14 protein-coding genes and 1 riboswitch are annotated in these 15,914 nt (G+C 71.1%); of the genes, 4 read left to right on the top strand and 10 right to left on the bottom strand.

The genetic code is table 11. The features are described 5' to 3' along the window. Positions 1–19 precede the first annotated feature (19 nt). Positions 20–508, top strand: a complete 489-nt coding sequence (locus tag OG801_RS24640; RefSeq protein WP_355017945.1) for a hypothetical protein — start codon at positions 20–22, stop codon at positions 506–508. Here OG801_RS24640 and OG801_RS24635 read toward each other — a convergent pair. The 5 genes from OG801_RS24635 to OG801_RS24615 are packed head-to-tail and all read right to left on the bottom strand — an operon-like array spanning position 505 to position 4,546. Next, a complete protein-coding gene (locus tag OG801_RS24635; protein ID WP_406031752.1) occupies positions 505–1,470 on the bottom strand; it encodes an ROK family protein in 966 nt (321 codons plus the stop codon). The two genes, OG801_RS24640 and OG801_RS24635, sit on opposite strands and share 4 nt — an antisense overlap. Before the next feature lie 24 nt (positions 1,471–1,494). Next, a complete protein-coding gene (locus OG801_RS24630; protein ID WP_406031751.1) occupies positions 1,495–2,448 on the bottom strand; it encodes an ROK family glucokinase in 954 nt (317 codons plus the stop codon). 3 nt (positions 2,449–2,451) lie between these two features. Then, positions 2,452–2,874 carry a DUF5304 family protein gene (locus OG801_RS24625; RefSeq protein ID WP_160024370.1) on the bottom strand — a complete coding sequence of 141 codons (423 nt, stop codon included), beginning with the start codon at positions 2,872–2,874 and terminating at the stop codon, positions 2,452–2,454. After that, on the bottom strand, positions 2,871–4,103 hold the full coding sequence (locus OG801_RS24620) for an ArsA family ATPase (RefSeq protein WP_406031750.1): 1,233 nt from the start codon (positions 4,101–4,103) through the stop codon (positions 2,871–2,873). The genes OG801_RS24625 and OG801_RS24620 overlap by 4 nt, the downstream gene beginning before the upstream one ends. Then, positions 4,100–4,546, bottom strand: coding sequence for an SRPBCC family protein (locus tag OG801_RS24615; protein WP_406031749.1), 447 nt, complete (start codon positions 4,544–4,546; stop codon positions 4,100–4,102). The genes OG801_RS24620 and OG801_RS24615 overlap by 4 nt, the downstream gene beginning before the upstream one ends. 132 nt (positions 4,547–4,678) lie before the next feature. Between OG801_RS24615 and OG801_RS24610 the strand changes: the two genes are divergently transcribed. Further along, positions 4,679–6,472, top strand: a complete 1,794-nt coding sequence (locus tag OG801_RS24610) for an AMP-dependent synthetase/ligase (RefSeq protein ID WP_406031748.1) — start codon at positions 4,679–4,681, stop codon at positions 6,470–6,472. Between the two features lie 77 nt (positions 6,473–6,549). On the opposite strand, the gene OG801_RS24605 is transcribed toward OG801_RS24610, so the two are convergent. The 4 genes from OG801_RS24605 to OG801_RS24590 form a co-directional block, all read right to left on the bottom strand. Further along, positions 6,550–7,782, bottom strand: a complete 1,233-nt coding sequence (locus OG801_RS24605; protein WP_406031747.1) for a M48 family metallopeptidase — start codon at positions 7,780–7,782, stop codon at positions 6,550–6,552. A gap of 94 nt (positions 7,783–7,876) precedes the next feature. Continuing rightward, positions 7,877–9,079, bottom strand: a complete 1,203-nt coding sequence (locus OG801_RS24600; RefSeq protein ID WP_406031746.1) for a hypothetical protein — start codon at positions 9,077–9,079, stop codon at positions 7,877–7,879. A gap of 38 nt (positions 9,080–9,117) precedes the next feature. Beyond that, positions 9,118–10,104 carry an NlpC/P60 family protein gene (locus OG801_RS24595; RefSeq protein ID WP_355017953.1) on the bottom strand — a complete coding sequence of 329 codons (987 nt, stop codon included), beginning with the start codon at positions 10,102–10,104 and terminating at the stop codon, positions 9,118–9,120. A gap of 17 nt (positions 10,105–10,121) precedes the next feature. After that, a riboswitch (cyclic di-AMP (ydaO/yuaA leader) is annotated at positions 10,122–10,326 on the bottom strand. Between the two features lie 96 nt (positions 10,327–10,422). Then, a complete protein-coding gene (locus OG801_RS24590) occupies positions 10,423–10,605 on the bottom strand; it encodes a hypothetical protein (RefSeq protein WP_091049976.1) in 183 nt (60 codons plus the stop codon). Positions 10,606–10,727: 122 nt separating this feature from the next. On the opposite strand from OG801_RS24590, the gene OG801_RS24585 reads away from it, so the two are divergent. Together OG801_RS24585 and OG801_RS24580 are read left to right on the top strand one after the other, a co-directional pair. Continuing rightward, on the top strand, positions 10,728–11,993 hold the full coding sequence (locus OG801_RS24585; protein WP_406031745.1) for an NYN domain-containing protein: 1,266 nt from the start codon (positions 10,728–10,730) through the stop codon (positions 11,991–11,993). Positions 11,994–12,075: 82 nt separating this feature from the next. Continuing rightward, complete coding sequence (locus OG801_RS24580; RefSeq protein ID WP_355017955.1) at positions 12,076–13,986, top strand: APC family permease; 1,911 nt, start codon at positions 12,076–12,078, stop codon at positions 13,984–13,986. On the opposite strand, the gene OG801_RS24575 is transcribed toward OG801_RS24580, so the two are convergent. Then, positions 13,967–15,862 (bottom strand): hypothetical protein, encoded by a 1,896-nt coding sequence (locus OG801_RS24575; protein ID WP_406031744.1) that lies wholly within the window; start codon positions 15,860–15,862, stop codon positions 13,967–13,969. The genes OG801_RS24580 and OG801_RS24575 overlap by 20 nt on opposite strands. Positions 15,863–15,914: the final 52 nt, after the last annotated feature.

Here is a 15,914-nt window from a genome sequence, read left to right as displayed (position 1 = left end):
ATCCGGCTAGGCTGGAGGAGTGAGTGACCGAGACGACCGGCCCGAGGACGCGACCGGGGCCTCCGACGACGCCTCCGTGCCTTCGGAGGGCCAGCCGTCGGACGACGAGGCATGGCGCGAGATCGTCGAGAACTACGGCGACCGCCCCGCCCTCGAGGAGGAGCCCGTCGCCCGCGATCTCTTCGAGAAGAAGATCGACATCGTCGAGACCGTCGACGAGCCGGACGCCTATGACGACATGTGGCGCGACGACGAGGAGGGCTACGTCCCGCCGCCTCCGCCGCCGCTTCCGAAGCCGACCCCGGCACGCCTGCTGGCCTGGATCGGGGTGCTCGGCGCACCGGTCGCCGTGCTGGTCCTGATCGTGGTCACCCAGATCACCGGCCGGAACTTCAGCAGCTGGGTCATCGGTGGCCTGGTCGCCGCCTTCCTGGCCGGCTTCGTCTACCTGCTGGCGACCATGCCGTCCGAGCCCCGCGACCCCTGGGACGACGGCGCTCGCGTCTAGCTCTGGCTCGCGGTGAGGCGGCGAGCCAGGATGCTCGCGCCCACCACGCCGGCCTCCGCGCCGAAGGCGGTCGCCACGATCTGCGGCACCTCGCGGTGCAGGCGGCCGACGAGCGAGGCCTCCAGCGCCGTGCGCGCCGGCGCCAGCAGCAGGTCGCCCGCGGTGGAGACTCCCCCGCCGACGACCAACAGCTCGGGGTCGAAGGCGGCCACGAGGCCGGCCATCCCGACCCCCAGCCACGACCCCACCGACTCGTACGCAGCCAGCGCGAGCGCATCGCCACGAGCCGCGGCGGCGGTGACCGCCGGGCCGGTGATCTTGAGCGGGTCGCCCGCGGCCAGCTCGTCGAGCGCGCAGCCGGCGTACTCCTCGGTCTCCACGCGGGCGCGCACGAAGGCGACCAGCGCGTTGCCGGAGGAGTACTGCTCCCAGCAGCCGGTGAGGCCGCACTCGCACGGGAGCCCGCCGGGCACGACCTGCATGTGGCCGAACTCGCCGGCCATGCCGTTGCGGCCCCGTACGATCCGGCCGTCCAGGACCACGGCTCCGCCGATGCCGGTGCCGAGGGTGATGAGCAGGGCCGAGTCGACGCCGCGGGCCGCGCCGAGCTCCAGCTCGGCCAGCGCGGCGCAGTTGGCGTCGTTGTCGAGCGCCACCCGAGTGCCCCATCGCGAGGAGAGCCGGGTCAGAGTCGGCTCGCCTCGCCAGGGCAGGTGGGGCGCGAACATGACCCGCTCCCCGGCGGCGTCGACGAACCCCGCGGCGGCCAGGCCGACGCCGGCGACGGGCCGGCCGGCGGCCACCTCGGTGACCGCCTCGGTCAGCGCGTCCTCCACCAGCTCCAGCTCGACCCGGCGTCCGGGCGTGCTGCGCTGAGCGGTGCGGAGCACCTCTCCGTCCGGCGAGACCTCCGCCGCGAGCACCTTGGTGCCGCCGATGTCGACACCGATGTGCAGGCTCACTTGTGCAGGCTCACTTGTGATGGCTCACTTGCGAGCCAGGTCCGCGGCGCCGATCAAACCTGCCTGGTTGCCGAGCGTCGCCTTGCGGACGTCGAGCATCGGCCGGTGTCCGCGGCCGGTCAGCTGAGCCTGGAAGGCACGCCGAGCGGGCCCGAGCAGCAGGTCGTCGGCCTCGGCCACTCCCCCACCGATGGCCACCACGGCCGGGTCCAGCACGGCGGCGATCGAGGCGATCCCCTCGCCGAGCCAGACGCCGAGGTCGGTCAGCGCCTCGATCGCGAAGGCGTCCCCGTCGCGGGCCGCCTCGGTGATCAGCGGGCCCTTGATCTTGTCGAGGTCACCCTCGGCCCGGTCCAGGACGTCGCGGGCCAGCAGCGAGCCGCCGCGCGCGGCGGAGCGGACGTTGCGCACCAGGGCCGACCCCGAGGCGTACTGCTCCCAGCAGCCGCGGTTGCCGCAGCCGCACAGGTGGCCGTTGGGCACGACCCGCATGTGGCCGATCTCGGCGCCGACGCCGAAGGCGCCGCGGTAGAGCTCGCCCTCGAGCACCAGGCCGCCGCCGACACCGGTGCCGACGGTCACCAGCATCATGTTGTCGACCTCGGCACCCGCGCCGTACTCGAACTCGCCCCACGCGGCCGCGTTGGCGTCGTTCTCGATCACGACCGGCAGCTCGAGGACCTTCTCCAGGCGCTCCTTGAGCGGTACGTCGCGCCAGGCGATGTTGGGCGCGAACATGACCGTCGAGCGGCCCTTGTCGATGTAGCCCGCGGCGCCGATGCCGACACACTCGATCGGGTGGCGGGTCTTGAGCTCCAGGACCACCTCGATGATGGCGGCCTCGATGGCCTCCGGGCTCTTCGCCGGCGACTCGACGCGGTGGTCCTCGATGATGTTGCCGTCGTGGTCGACGACGCCGCCGAGGATCTTGGTGCCACCGACGTCGACACCACAGGCGAGCTTCTTCGTCGTCGTCATGCCTCAGCTCCAGCCGTCGAGATCGATCCGTTCGACCTTCTCCGAGCGCTGCGCCCAGTCCCGGGTCGCATCTTCCTCAGCCCGCACGCCATCACTGTGAGCATCCTCGCCTTCACTAGGGCCAGCACCCGGACTCGTGGCCGCCGCATTGAGCACCGTGACCGCGGCCTGCATCAGCGACGCGGCAGCGCTGGCCAGGTGCACCTTGACCTCCGGACTCGACTCCCGGAGGACATGTACGGTACGGCACAGCGGGCAGTAGGCACACTCCGGTGCCCCGGTATCGAGATGCTCTCCGACCGCCTCGGTAAAGTGGCCGATCCGGGAGTCCTTGGCCCACTCGCCGATGGCTTCCATCAGCCGGCCGAGCTCCTCGGCGGTCGACCCCAACGGCTCGTCCGCCCACTCGTGGCGCTGCTCGCTCACGATAACTCGCTCTCGGTGTTCGTCGTCTGACGAGAAAACGTTACCCGCAGCTCCCCGCCCTCGACCCGCGCCCCGCTGACGCGCATCCGGGCGAGTGCGGCAGGAAGGGTCAGCAGGCGCCGGTAGGCACCCACGGTGATCGCCAGCTCGTCGCCGTTGCGGCCCAGCTGCACCTGGTCGCGGGCGACCCACTGGGCCAGCCCGGGCAGCGCCAGATGCACGATCGTGGCGTCGCCGGTGGTCTCGGTGCGGAACGGAGCCTCGGTCTCGGGGACGGCCAGCGGGTCGACGCTTCCCGTCCATGCATAGGCTGCCTCGGCGACCTCGAGCAGGTCCTCGACCCCCACCGGCTCGGTCGGCCGGTAGAACGAGCGCCAGACCGGCAGGCCTTCGAAGGAGGCGCCGACGTCGCCGAGCACGTCGTCCTGGGCCTTGACCCAGCCGGCGCGCCAGTCGTCGGAGCCGCCGGCCGGGAAGATCCGGTTGGCGACGACACCGTCGACGCGGTAGCCGTAGAGGGAGAGCGTCGTCCAGGACCGTCGTGCCTCAGCGAGCACGACCCGCTCGGGGGTCAGCACGATGCGTACGGACGCCTCGGGGCCGGACAGCAGGGCACGGACCTCCGCGAGCTCGTCGTGGAGCCGCACCAGGGCGTCGAAGACGGAGTCGCCGGGCATCGGCACCCCGGCGGCCTTGGTCAGCACCGGCTTGAGCGCCTTCACCATCTTGCGCTGCACCGGGAGGATGCGCTCGAGATACCAGCCCAGGGCCTCAGGAAGGGCGAGCAGCCGCAGCGTCTCGGCGGTCGGGGCGCAGTCGACCACGATCGTGTCCCACTCCCCCGAGACCGCCATCCGGCGCAGCTCCAGGAGCGCGAAGACCTCCTCGGCACCGGGGATGATGGTCAGCTCCTCGGCGGCGATCCGGTCCACCCCGATCGTGTCCAGGACGCTCAGCAGATAGCCCTGCACCTCCGCCCACGACTCCTCGAAGCGGCGCTGGGCATCGACATGCTGGACGTAGAGGTGCTCGGTGACCTGGACCGGCTCCGAGCCCAACGCACTCTCACTGTGCCCGTCGGAGATGGCGAACGCATCGCCCAGGGAGTGGGCGGCATCGGTCGAGAGGACCAGGGTGCGCAGGCCGCGGGCCGCGGACATCGCCGCGGTGCCGGCCGAGACGGTCGACTTGCCGACGCCGCCCTTGCCGGTGAAGAGAAGGATTCTCACGAAGGCATGCCCTGCTTCTCGACTCTCTGCTTGAGGCCTCGCAGCGCGGTGTCGATCAGGACCTTCTCGCCCTTGCGCTTGAGCATGCCGATCAGCGGGATGCTCAGGTCGAGCGCGAGCCGGTAGGTGACCTCGGTGCGACCACCGAGATCACGCAGCACGTAGGCGCCGTCCATCGACCGCAGCAGGTTGCCCTTGACCAGCGACCAGGTCACCTGGCGGTCGTCGTCCCAGTCGTACGCCAGGGTGTACTCGTCCTTGATCGGCGCGACGTCGAGCACGAACCGGACCTGCTCGCCCCGCCCGTCGACGCCGGTCTCGAGGACGCTGACCTCCTGCATGCCCTTCGCCCAGGCCGGATAGGACTTGAAGTCCGCGATCACCGCCATCACTGCCGAGGGCGCGGCCTCGATCACGATCGTCGAGGTGGTCTGATCGGCCATCGGTGGTGTCCTCACTCCCTGACTTGCTAGGTGCCATGGAGCGTACCGGATAGCATCCCGGTGAAATGGTCGGGCTGTGACGGGGGTAACCTCCGGTTCGAACCCACCTACCATCAGTATGCGGAGGCCCTTGTGCGTGAGTTCTCCACGCCCGCGACGTACGTTGTTCCCCCCACCGGCAGTCTGAGCGACGATGTCGTGCGCAACGCCGCCGAGGCACCCGATGCCGCCGTCCTCAGCCGGCCCGGCGCGGACGGCTCCTGGGTCGACGTGACGTCGTCCGAGTTCCTCGCTGAGGTCTCGGCGGTCGCCAAGGGACTGATCGCGGCGGGTGTCGGTGCTGGGGACCGGGTCGCGCTGCTCTCGAAGACGCGCTATGAGTGGACGCTGATCGACTACGCGGTCTGGTTCGCCGGCGCGACGACGGTGCCGATCTACGAGACCTCCTCGGCCGAGCAGATCGAGTGGATCCTCCAGGACTCCGCCGCCGTGGCGATCATCGCCGAGGACGCCGGCCACATGAGCCGGATCAGCGAGGTCCGCGCGGCCTGCACCGCGCTCAACAGCGTGTGGTCGATCAACGACAACGCCGTCGACCTGCTGGTCAAGCTCGGGGCCGACATCACCGACGAGCAGCTCGAGGCCCGCCGCAGCGCGGTCACCCCCGACGACGCCGCGACGCTGATCTACACCTCCGGCACCACCGGCCGCCCGAAGGGCTGCGTGCTGACCCACGGCAACTTCATGTTCGAGCTCGGCGTCGTCGTCGACTCGCTCGACGGCCTGTTCAACATCGAGGGCCGCAGCACGCTGCTGTTCCTGCCGCTCGCGCACGTCTTCGCGCGGATCATCCAGATCGGCTGCATCACGTCCCGCACCCGTCTGGGCCACACCCCCGACATCAAGAACCTCGTCGCCGACCTCGGCACCTTCCAGCCGACCTTCGTGCTGGCCGTGCCGCGGGTGTTCGAGAAGGTCTACAACACCGCCTCGCAGAAGGCCGTCGCCGACGGCAAGGGCCGCATCTTCGACATGGCCACCGAGGTCGCGATCGAATACTCCCGGGCCACCGAGACCGGCAAGGCGCCGTTCCTGCTCGCCGCCAAGCACAAGCTGTTCTCCAAGCTCGTCTACGGCAAGCTGCTCGCCGCGCTCGGCGGCAACTGCTCCTACGCGATCTCCGGCGGGGCACCCCTCGGCGACCGCCTGGGCCACTTCTACCGCGGCATCGGCGTCACCGTCCTGGAGGGCTACGGCCTCACCGAGACGACCGGCGCGCTCACCGTCAACCTGCCCGAGGCGTTCAAGATCGGCACCGTCGGCCGGCCGATTCCCGGCACCTCGGTGCGTGTCGCCGATGACGGCGAGCTGCTCTTCAAGGGCGGCCAGGTGCTGAAGGAGTACTGGCAGAACCCGGCCGCCACCTCGGACGCGAAGACCGAGGACGGCTGGTTCCACTCCGGCGACCTCGGCGAGGTCGACGACGAGGGCTTCGTCAAGATCACCGGCCGCAAGAAGGAGATCCTGGTCACCGCCGGCGGCAAGAACGTCGCCCCGGCCGTCCTCGAGGACCGACTGCGCGCCCACGTGCTCGTCGACCAGTGCATCGTCGTGGGCGACGGCCAGCCGTTCATCGGCGCGATCGTCACCGTCGACCCCGAGGCGCTGCCCACCTGGGCCGAGGCCAACGGCAAGTCCGGCAACATCGAGGACCTCGTCGAGGACGAGGACCTGCGCGCCGCCATCCAGAGCGCCGTCGACGACGCCAACAAGGCGGTCTCGAAGGCGGAGTCGATCCGCAAGTTCGCGATCATCCCCGAGTCCTGGACCGAGGAGGGTGGCCAGCTCACCCCCAGCCTCAAGCTCAAGCGCAACGTGGTCATGCGCGAGTTCAGCCACGAGGTCGACGCGCTCTACAGCAAGTAGAACCACGCCGAGTCGGCTCGTTCTGACGAGCCGACTCGGCGGTGTTTTCGGTGAGGACGAGCCGACTCGGCGTTCTGTCAGTCGAGCACCCGATGGGCGATCGCGATGCGCTGCAGGGTCGTCGGGTGGGAGCCGAACCACCACTGCGACCAGGCCTGCGGTGACGGGTCGGAGAGCGAGCGGGCACCAAGATCGTGCTGCAGCTGGATGAATGACTCCAGGTCGCCGGTGGCGTGGAGCGCGTCGACGTCGGCGCGGGCCTCGACGTGTCGGCTGAGGCCGTTCTGGATCGGCATCGCCAGCACGCTGGCCAGCGCGAAGACCGCCATCAGCATCGGGACGGTTTCGGGGGTGGCGTACTCGTCCTGGCGGCGGTAGGACAGCAGCAGGCCCAGCAGGCCGACGCCGGCGGCCGCGCCGGCGGCGCCGATGACCGTGCCGACCAGGACGTCGTCGTGCTTGGCATGGGCGAGCTCGTGGGCGACGACGGAGAGGACGGCGCCGCGCGCGGCCGCACCCCGCTGCGAGTCGACGAGGTTGTCGTAGAGGACGACTCGGCGGGTGGAGCCGAAGCCGGTGACGTACGCATTGAGCGAGGTCGTACGCCGGGAGGCGTCGACCACCAGGACGTCGTCGAGCTCGACGCCCTCACGCTCGGCGATCGCCATCACCTCGGTCCGGAACTGGCCGCGCGGCAGTGGCTCGAATTCGTTGAACAGCGGCTCGATGACGACCGGGTAGACGAACGAGCCGACCACCACCAGGGCCGCGACCATGGCGGCGGCGACGGCGGGCCACCAACGCCGGCTGAGACGGATGCAGGCGAAGAGGGCGAGCAACGCCACGGAGGTGGTGACGATGCCGACGACCTGGTTCAGCAGCGAGTCGCCCAGCCAGGGCCCCCACGCCTGCCGGGAGAGCCCGTAGCGCATCTGCAGCCGGTGGATGGCGATCCCGAACGGCAGCGTCGCGATCCAGCCGAGCAGCGTGACCACGGCGACGGCGAGCACCACCCGGAGCAGCCACGGCCCACGCAGCCGCGCCACCAGACGCCGGCCCAGCGACGTGAACCCGAGCACGCACGCGACCACCAACGAGACGACGAGCGAGGCCCGGCTGATCCAGCGAGCGGTGCCGGAGTAGGCCAGCATCCGCTCCAGCTCCTCGGGCGTGAACACGTCACGCTCGTCGGGCAGGTCGAGCGCGCCGCCCGGGAAGGGATGCCACGGGATCAACGTCCAGGCGAGCACCACGAACGCCACCGCGCCGAGGACGAGAACCACCCAGGACGTACGCCGCGTTGCACTCACGCCGCCACCTCCGTAGCGCAAGCGCCAGGATACGGACGCGGCGGCGTGTTATACGCATGGTTCACTCGCTGACGCTCGCTCACTTCTGCCCCCGTCATCGAGCCGAGTGTGACAGATGAGTCCGCCAGCGGGCGGTCAGCTCGTCCTCCCCGAAGCCGAAGCCGGCCTGCAGCGCCTTCTCCAGGCCGATGCCGCGACCGGTCTCCTCGTAGAGGTCGACCAGGGCCTGCTCACCGCCGGCCTCGGCAAGCACCTCGCAGGCGAGCCAGGCGGCTTCGTACTCCGCGCCAAAGTGCTCCGAGCGGGTGTTGAACTCGGCCTTGCCCGGCAGGTGGTCGGGGGCGCCGTTCTCGCGGACCTGGGCGAGGATCTGGCCGGCGGTCTTGGACAGCGGCAGCTTGGTGTCGCGGAGCGCGACGTAGTCGGCGAAGCCCTCGACGAGCCACATCGGCCGGCGGGTGTTGGTCGCGGCGTCGGTGGCCGCGTGGGTGGCCTCGTGGGTGATGACGATCTGGGCGCCGGGGGCGTCGAGATCGCCGATGACGCCCTGGTTGACCCACACGTGCAGCGGCGTCCCGGCCTTCGTGGATCCGTCGACGGTCGCGGTCACCGCCGCGACGGCGGCGTACGTCCCCGGCTGCGCGCCGAGCGCGGAGTCGAGGCCGTTCGCGGGCACCTCGAGGACCAGGCGCGGGTCCTTCCAGGGGATCACCTTGCGGACCCCGGCGACAGCGGTGGTGGCCAGCTCGGCGTAGCGGTCGGCGACCTCGGCCGACGCCTGGGCGACCACGAGGGTGGAGCCGGTGCGGCGCACCTCGACCGGGCCGCTGAGCCACAGCGGCAGCCGGGTGCCCTGGGCCGCCGAGAACCCGGTGATCGCGCCCTCGGCGTCGAAGCCGACCTTCAGCTCCTCGGTCAGCGCCGGGTCGCCGGGCGTGCGCCACGACATCTCGACGTCGGCCGTCCAGGAGCCGTCCGGCTCCACGTTGCCCGACTCGGCGACGTACCTCGCGGTGACGTCCCCGATGCCGATCGCCCGAGCGTTGCGCACCGCCACCGAGGCGGCGTCCTCTCCCTCGGGCTCCGCCCCGTCACGTACGCCGTCGACCAGCTCCGCCAGCGAGGCCCTGGCGCCTTCGGTGTCGGCGCGCACGACCGGCGCGCTGCTCGGGGTCGGCGCGACGTACTCGCCCCCGCCGGTCAGCCGCCAGCCGACGAACCCGGCGAGCAGCATCACCAGCACGAGCCCGGCCCCGATAAGGGCCGGACGGGAAAGAAGAGAGCCGACCGTTCGCACCTGCGAACGATCGGCCTCTTCGGGGTGCTGGGTCAAGCTCAGCCCGGGCGGACGGCGCCCGTGTAGGGCATCTCGTCCATCGGGGAGACCTTCACACCGGTGCTCGGGTTGGAGGCGTGCACGATCATGCCGTTGCCGATGTAGATGCCGACGTGGCTGATCGGGCTGTAGTAGAAGACCAGGTCACCGGGGGCGAGCTGGTCGCGCGAGACCTGGGGTCCGCTGCTGTACTGCGCCGAGGAGGAGTGCGGGAGCGAGACGCCGGCCTGGCCCCAGGCACCCATGGTGAGGCCCGAGCAGTCCCACGACTCGGTGCCGGTGGCGCCGTAGACGTAGGCGTCGCCGACCTGGGCGAGGGCGTAGTCGACGGCCGCCTTGGCGCGGCCCGAGGGCGGCGGCAGGTTGCCCGGGATGCTGGTGTCGGTGGACTGGAACTCCTCCAGCTCATCGGCCTCCAGCTCGTCGAGCTCGGCCTGGGCCGCCTCGTACTTCTTGTCGATCTCGCTCTTCTTCTGCTGCATGGTCGTCTTGACCTTGGCCATCTGGGACTTGGCGTCCTCGGTGGCCTCGCGGCGGACCTGGAGGGCCTCCGCCTCGGTGTTGTACCGGGCGAGCAGGTCGGCCTGCAGCGCGTTGTAGGACGAGACGGTGGAGAGACCGGCGAGGAACTCCTGCGGGTCCTCGGAGGTGATCACCTGGCCGACGGCAGAGACGTCAGAGCCCTCGAACTGCCGCAGCACGGAGTCACGGAGCTCTGCGCGGATCTTGTCGAGCTCCTTGCTCTGACGCTTCTCGTCGGAGCTGAGGTCGTCGAGCTGGTCCTTGAGGTCCTGAAGCCGCAGCTTGGCGTTGCTGTAGTCCTCGTTGGCCGCCTCGGCCTGGGTGTAGAGCTTGTCGACCTTCTTGCGAACGTCGTCGATGTCAGGGTCTGCCTGGGCGGGGGTCGCTGCGGGAATGATCCCGGCGACACCGATGGCGGCGATGCCGGCTGCTCCGGCAATGAGTCGCTTCCGGTCGCGTGTCACGAGCGGACGGTCTCCTTGTGTGTAGTCGTTGACGCCTACCGGGTGAGCTGACGGGTTCAGGCACGACCTGCCTTACCACCGCTCCTCGATCTGGTCTCCCAGATCGCCCTTGCGGCGGATGCACCCCAGGTGATCGCACTCCGTTCTCACGGCGTACGACCGGTGTGGTTCCCCGGCTCCTGGCCCGCCCCGAAGCGGGCCTGGACTAAGCGCGACACTCGCGTGGGCCGGTTGACCCACTTCCACGAGCGCCAAGTTCCTGCGCACACTAGCCGACGGCATCCCCCACCTGCCAACCACCCACGCCCAAAAGTTCGGCTACATCCCTTCCACCATGCGAAGCGGCGGGACCAGTCCACCCTCGGCCAGCACGTCGAGCGCCCGGCGCTCGTCGTCCTCGATGGTCAGCTCCGGAGGCGGCCCCAGAAGCACGGTGACCACGCAGTCGTGGCACGCCAGTCCCCGCACGAGGCAGGTGTCACAGTCGATTCTCGTCGTCATGTTGTGACGGTCTCACCGAGCACCGACATTTTTGCTTTCGTCCGGTTGCGTCCGGCGTGTCATCACCATCGCAGCACGGTATTCGAGGCGGCGATCGCGGACCGGGTCCCTACACTTGGAGCATGGAGGTCTCCGCGTACGCGACGCTCCCCGACACGGTCCGGGGGCGCATCGTCGCGCTCACGGCCGGGGTGCTTCCCGACGTGGCGCGTCTGCCGCCCGCGCTCAAGCGGATCGCGGATTTCGCGCCCGCCCGGCGGGCCAAGGCCGGCGGCGCGATGATCGCCTCGGTGCTCGAGAGCGACGACGAGGTCCGGGAGAAGGTCGGCAGCCAGCTGCGACCGGCGTACGTCTCCGAGGGCTCCTCCGACGACGTGGTCCTCCCCGAGGATCCGGCCGAGGCGGCCGCGGTCGTCTGGCTCATCCGCCCCGACGGCTGGGAGGTCTCGCTCAAGGAGGCCCTGGACCGGCTGGAGGCCGCCGCGGTGCCGGTGGTCGACGCCGAGGTCGCCCGGCTGCGCGGCAAGCTCGCCGCGGCCGAGGACGAGCTCCGCGAGGTGCGTGCCGACCGCAAGGCCCGCCTCGACGACCTCAAGGCCGACAACACCGCACTGCGACGCAAGCTCGGCGAGGCCCGGGCCGCGGCACGCGAGGCCGGCACGGGGCTGGACGAGGCCCTGACCGAGGCCCGCACGGCGCTCGCCCGCGCCGAGGACGAGGTCGCCGCGCGTGACCGCCAGCTGCGTCAGCTCCGCAGCCAGATCGACAAGCTGGAGCGCGAGGCGGCCGCCGAGCGGCGTACGTCCAAGACGGACCGCGAGGACGCCTCGCTGCGCGCCCGGTTCCTGCTCGACACGCTGCTCGACGCGGCCGGTGGCCTGCGTCGCGAGCTGGCGCTGCCGCCTGTCACCGGCACCCCGGGCGAGCGGGTGGAGGCCGAGCTGGCCTCCGCGGACGCCGCCGCCGGTGCCGGGGTCACCAGCAGCGCCCACCTCGAGCAGTTCCTGGCGATGCCGCGGGTCCGGCTCATCGTGGACGGCTACAACGTCTCCAAGGCGCTGTGGCCCGACTCGGCGCTCGATGCCCAGCGGCTGCGGCTGCTGCGGGCGATCGCGCCGATCGCCGCCCGCACCGGCGCGGAGACGACCGTCGTCTTCGATGCCCACTCCGCATCCGTACGCCCCACCGCGGTGCCTCCGCGCGGCGTCAAGGTCCTCTTCTCCCCCGAGGGCGTCATCGCCGACGACGTCATCCGCGACCTCGTCGACGCCGAGCCCGCGGGCCGCGTCATCCTGGTGGCCACCGACGACGCCGAGGTCGTCAAGGACGTACGCCGCGCCGGCGCCCGCACCGTCCCGCTCTCCTCGCTCTCGCCCCTGCTCGGTTGATCCAGCAGGCTTCCTGCGCCACACCGGCCTGATTCGATAGGTTCTCCCGACGTTCGAATCATCGGGAGTGGGAGACCAGCGCGTGCGGCACACCCTCAGCGCGATCGCCAGGATGATCCTGTGCGCCGCGGGATTCGTGATGTCCATCTACGGCAGCGTCCAGCTCAACGCCCTCAAGTCGCCGGGATTCCGCGAGCTGCTGCACGAGTCGAGCTTCTGGGTCGCGGCCGTCGGGGGCCTGATGACCGCGATCGCCTTCGAGGCGATGCGACGGGCGCAGGTTCCCGCGGTTCCCGCTCCGCAACCGGCCGAGTCCGTCACCACACCTGTTGCTCCCGTGGCCCACGATGAGCCCGCGAAGGACGAGAGGGACGAGCGACCCGCCGATCAGGCCGACAAGCTGAGCCTCGTCGAGGTCGTCGGTCTCGCCGCGGGCGGCGTCATCGGATCGGGCTGGCTCCTGGCCGTCCCCACCCTCCACGAGAGCCTGGGCGAGGCCGCGCTCCTCGGCTGGGCCGCGGGCGGCGTACTCATGCTCACGATCGCGGTCGTGATGGTCGAGTTCGGGCTCATCTCCCAGCGCACCGGCGGGCTGCTGTTCCACCCGCACGACGCCTTCGGGCCGCTGGTGGTGATCATCCTCGCGGCGTCCCTGTGGATCTCGTACGCCATCAACCCGGCGGCCCAGGCGGCAGCGGCGGTCAACGGGCTGGCCGAGATCGTCCCCGCCCTGGCAGGCGACGGCGGGCTCACCGGGATCGGATCGACCCTGGCGGTGCTGGTGACTGCCGCGATCATCGCCTTCGTCCTGCTGCCCCGGCGGCTCGTCCTCCGCACGAACGCGGCCCTGACGCTGCTCAAGATCGCCATCCCGGTGGTCTTCGTGGTGTGCCTGGCGCTCGCCGTCCCCGCTCCCCTCACCGGCCCGGGACCGGCCGCCGGGCCCACCTCGACCGGCGTGCTGAGCGCGCTGATCACCAGCGGCGTGATCTACGCCTACATCGGCTTCCAGGCGCCCTTGGACGTGACCGGCGAGGTCCGTGGCGGCCGTCGCGAGGTGGCGAGGCGGGTGCGCTGGGCGGTCTACGGCACGGTCGTCGGCTCGTTCCTGCTCTACTCCGCCCTCCAGCTGGTCTACGCCGAGCACATGGCCGGGTCCGGGGCCGAGCACGGCACCTCGTACGCGCGCCTGACCGACGCGGCCACGCTGGCCGGAGCGCCGCTCGACTGGCTGGTCGTGCTGGTCCGGATCGCCGCGATCCTGGCGCCGATCGGGTCCGGCATCGTGTTCACCTACGCCCTCAGCCGCGAGGTCTACGCGCTCAGCGCGGAGAGGTACGTCCCCAGCGGCCTGCACGAGCCGCGGGCATCACGGCTCCCCGGCCGCACCAGCGACTCGTTCTGGCTGATCCTGCTCGTGAACCTGGTGCTCGCGCTGGTAGTCCTGGTCGCGGTGGGCGGCGACTGGCAGACCCTGGCCGTGCTCAACACCATCCCGATCCTGATCCTGTACGCGGTCACCTGCGTCGTCCTGGCCGTGCGCTCCGACCTGCTCGGGACGGGTGCCCAGCGACTCCTCCCGTTCGCGGCGTACGCAGCCTTCGTCGCCATCGCGCTGGTCGTCAACGAGTCCGCGTGGGACCGGGTGTGGAAGGGCGTGGCGGTGATCGGCTGGGGATCGCTCGTCCTGCTCGTGCTCCCCTGGCTCCATCATCTCCGGGTCCCCGGCCTGGGCTGGTACGACGCGAAGAACCACGGCGCGCGCCTGGTCTCGCGCGACCCGGCGAACCGCCCGTTCGTCGTGCTGGCGCTGTACCTGGTCGCGCTGACGCTGCTGAGCGCCGTCCGCCACCGGATCGACGACGACTCCGTGTGGAGCGTGTGGAGCCTGCGCGCCCTGGTGATGATCGTCGCCTCGGGCGCGTTCGTCCTCCTCGTCGGTGCGGGGCGCCGCTACCTCAGGCAGACCCGGCTCACGACGACCCGGCCCTGACCCACTCGGCCTCCTCCTCCTGGCCGGCGGCGATCAGGGCCTCCACCACGGCATCGACCCGGGCCCGGTCCTGCCACCGCCCCACGGAGCGGCGCAGGACCCCGGCGCGACTCGCCTCCGGATAGCGGTGCAGGCGCAGCCGTGTGGTGATGCCGACGATGTCGGTGGGGGTGACGCTCTGCGCCTGGTCGAGATAGCGGATCAGCAGCCGGTCGGCCGTGCCGGCGAGCTCCTTGCAAAGGAGCTGGTGGGCGGTCTCGGCGATCGTAGGCCCGGCGCCACGGCGGTTGATCGCCTCGTCGGCGAGGTGATGCCAGGACGTACGCACCGCGTCGGTGAACCCCGCCGACTCGAGGGCGGCGAGGCACTCGGCGTACCAGGCGACGTACGTCTCCTCGGTCGGTGCCGGGTAGACGAGCAGATCCTCGGCCAGCCGCCAGCCGACGTCGGCGGCGACGGCCGACCGGCCCCGCCTGCCGACCCGGGAGGGAACGTGCCCGAGCAGACCCACGATCTCCTCGGCGGGGCGGAGCCGGACCAGGGTCGCGGCGTGGCGACGAAGGTCCTCGCCCAGCGTCTTGCCGTGGCCATCGGCGAGATAGCCGGCGATGCCCTCCACGACGGCGGACGCCATCGGCTCGCGGTCCGCGCCCTCCGGGGTGAGCACCCAGTGGAGCAGCTTCCGGGTGGTCTCAGCGGACGGCTGGGCCCACGACCAGCGGTCGAGGAAGTCGCCGAGCCGCTCGATGTGGCCGCTGTGGGCGAGCGCGCGGACGAGCATCGCCGCCTGGGCCTCGTCGCCCTCCTCCATGAGGGTCTCGCAGATGCGCTTGAGGTTCATCGGCGTCGCGTCGCCGGCCATCGCTGCCAGGAGGCTGTCGCGGCCGGGTCCCCGGCTGCCCCGCAGCAGCAGCACCACGTGCTCGCGCGCCTCCTCGGCGTTCTCGCTGCCGTCGAGACGCAGTTTGAACCAGTCCTCGAGCACGCGGCCGCCCGGGCACAGCTCCCAGAACGCCGCGACGAGATCCTGCTGCTGGGCGGGACCCGGCGCCCGGCCGAGGTCACCGATCGCGCCGAGGGTGCGCCAGAGCAGGTCCAGGGCGATCTCACTCAGCCTCGGGCTGGCGCACAGCGCGACGTAGAGCAGGGCCTTGTCGAGGTTCGAGCGACCGCTGGCAGGGGCTGCGAACTGCTTCACCGTGTCGTTGACCAGGTCCGGCGCCCCGAGCAGGTGCAGCGCCCGGAGGAACCGGGCGATGTCGGGGACGGTCCGCTGACGGAGTACGTCATGGATGACGGCGTAGGCGATGGAGGCGTCGTGCTCGGTCTCGATCGCGAGCCGGGCCGCGTCCTCGGGCGGGCGGTGCAGCGCCGCGGCCGCGATCAGGATCACCCGGTCCGCGGCGGACTCAAGCGACGTCGCCACGGCGGCCAGATCGCCGTCCGCGAGCCGGCCATAGGCGTGCAGCGCCTGGACCGCGATCGCCGGATGGCCCTGCGTACGCAGCTCCGCGAGCCAGGCCACGAACCGGTCGACACCTTGGGCCGAGACCCGGGCGAAGGCGTTGTCGATCAGCTTCTGGGTGTTGAGGACCTCGTCGGCCTTGGCGCCGTCGAGGACGGTGACGTACTCGACCAGGCCGGCCAGATCGCCGGTCAGCGTGTCGAGCACGCGTTCGTTGAACCGCAGCGCCGCGGTCTGTCCGTCCTCGCTCAGCAGGGTCCTGGACTGCTCGCCGGCTTCGGCCGGCTCGGCCTGCAACCTTCCCGAGCGAGCGAACCAGCGCGCCCAGGGACGGTCCTCGTTGCCGGACGTCGACCCCTCGGTGCCGCTGTTTCTCGCAGCGATCGCCCACACCTCCCCTGTCGCTGCCACACCCTAGTGGGCAAAGACTGTCGGCGGCACTCGCTAATGTGTTCGCATGAGC

This window comes from Nocardioides sp. NBC_00163 (assembly GCF_045206295.1).
GTDB lineage: Bacteria > Actinomycetota > Actinomycetes > Propionibacteriales > Nocardioidaceae > Nocardioides.
The sequence above is the reverse complement of the archived record's forward strand: the minus strand, read 5'-3'. Positions and strand labels throughout refer to the sequence as shown.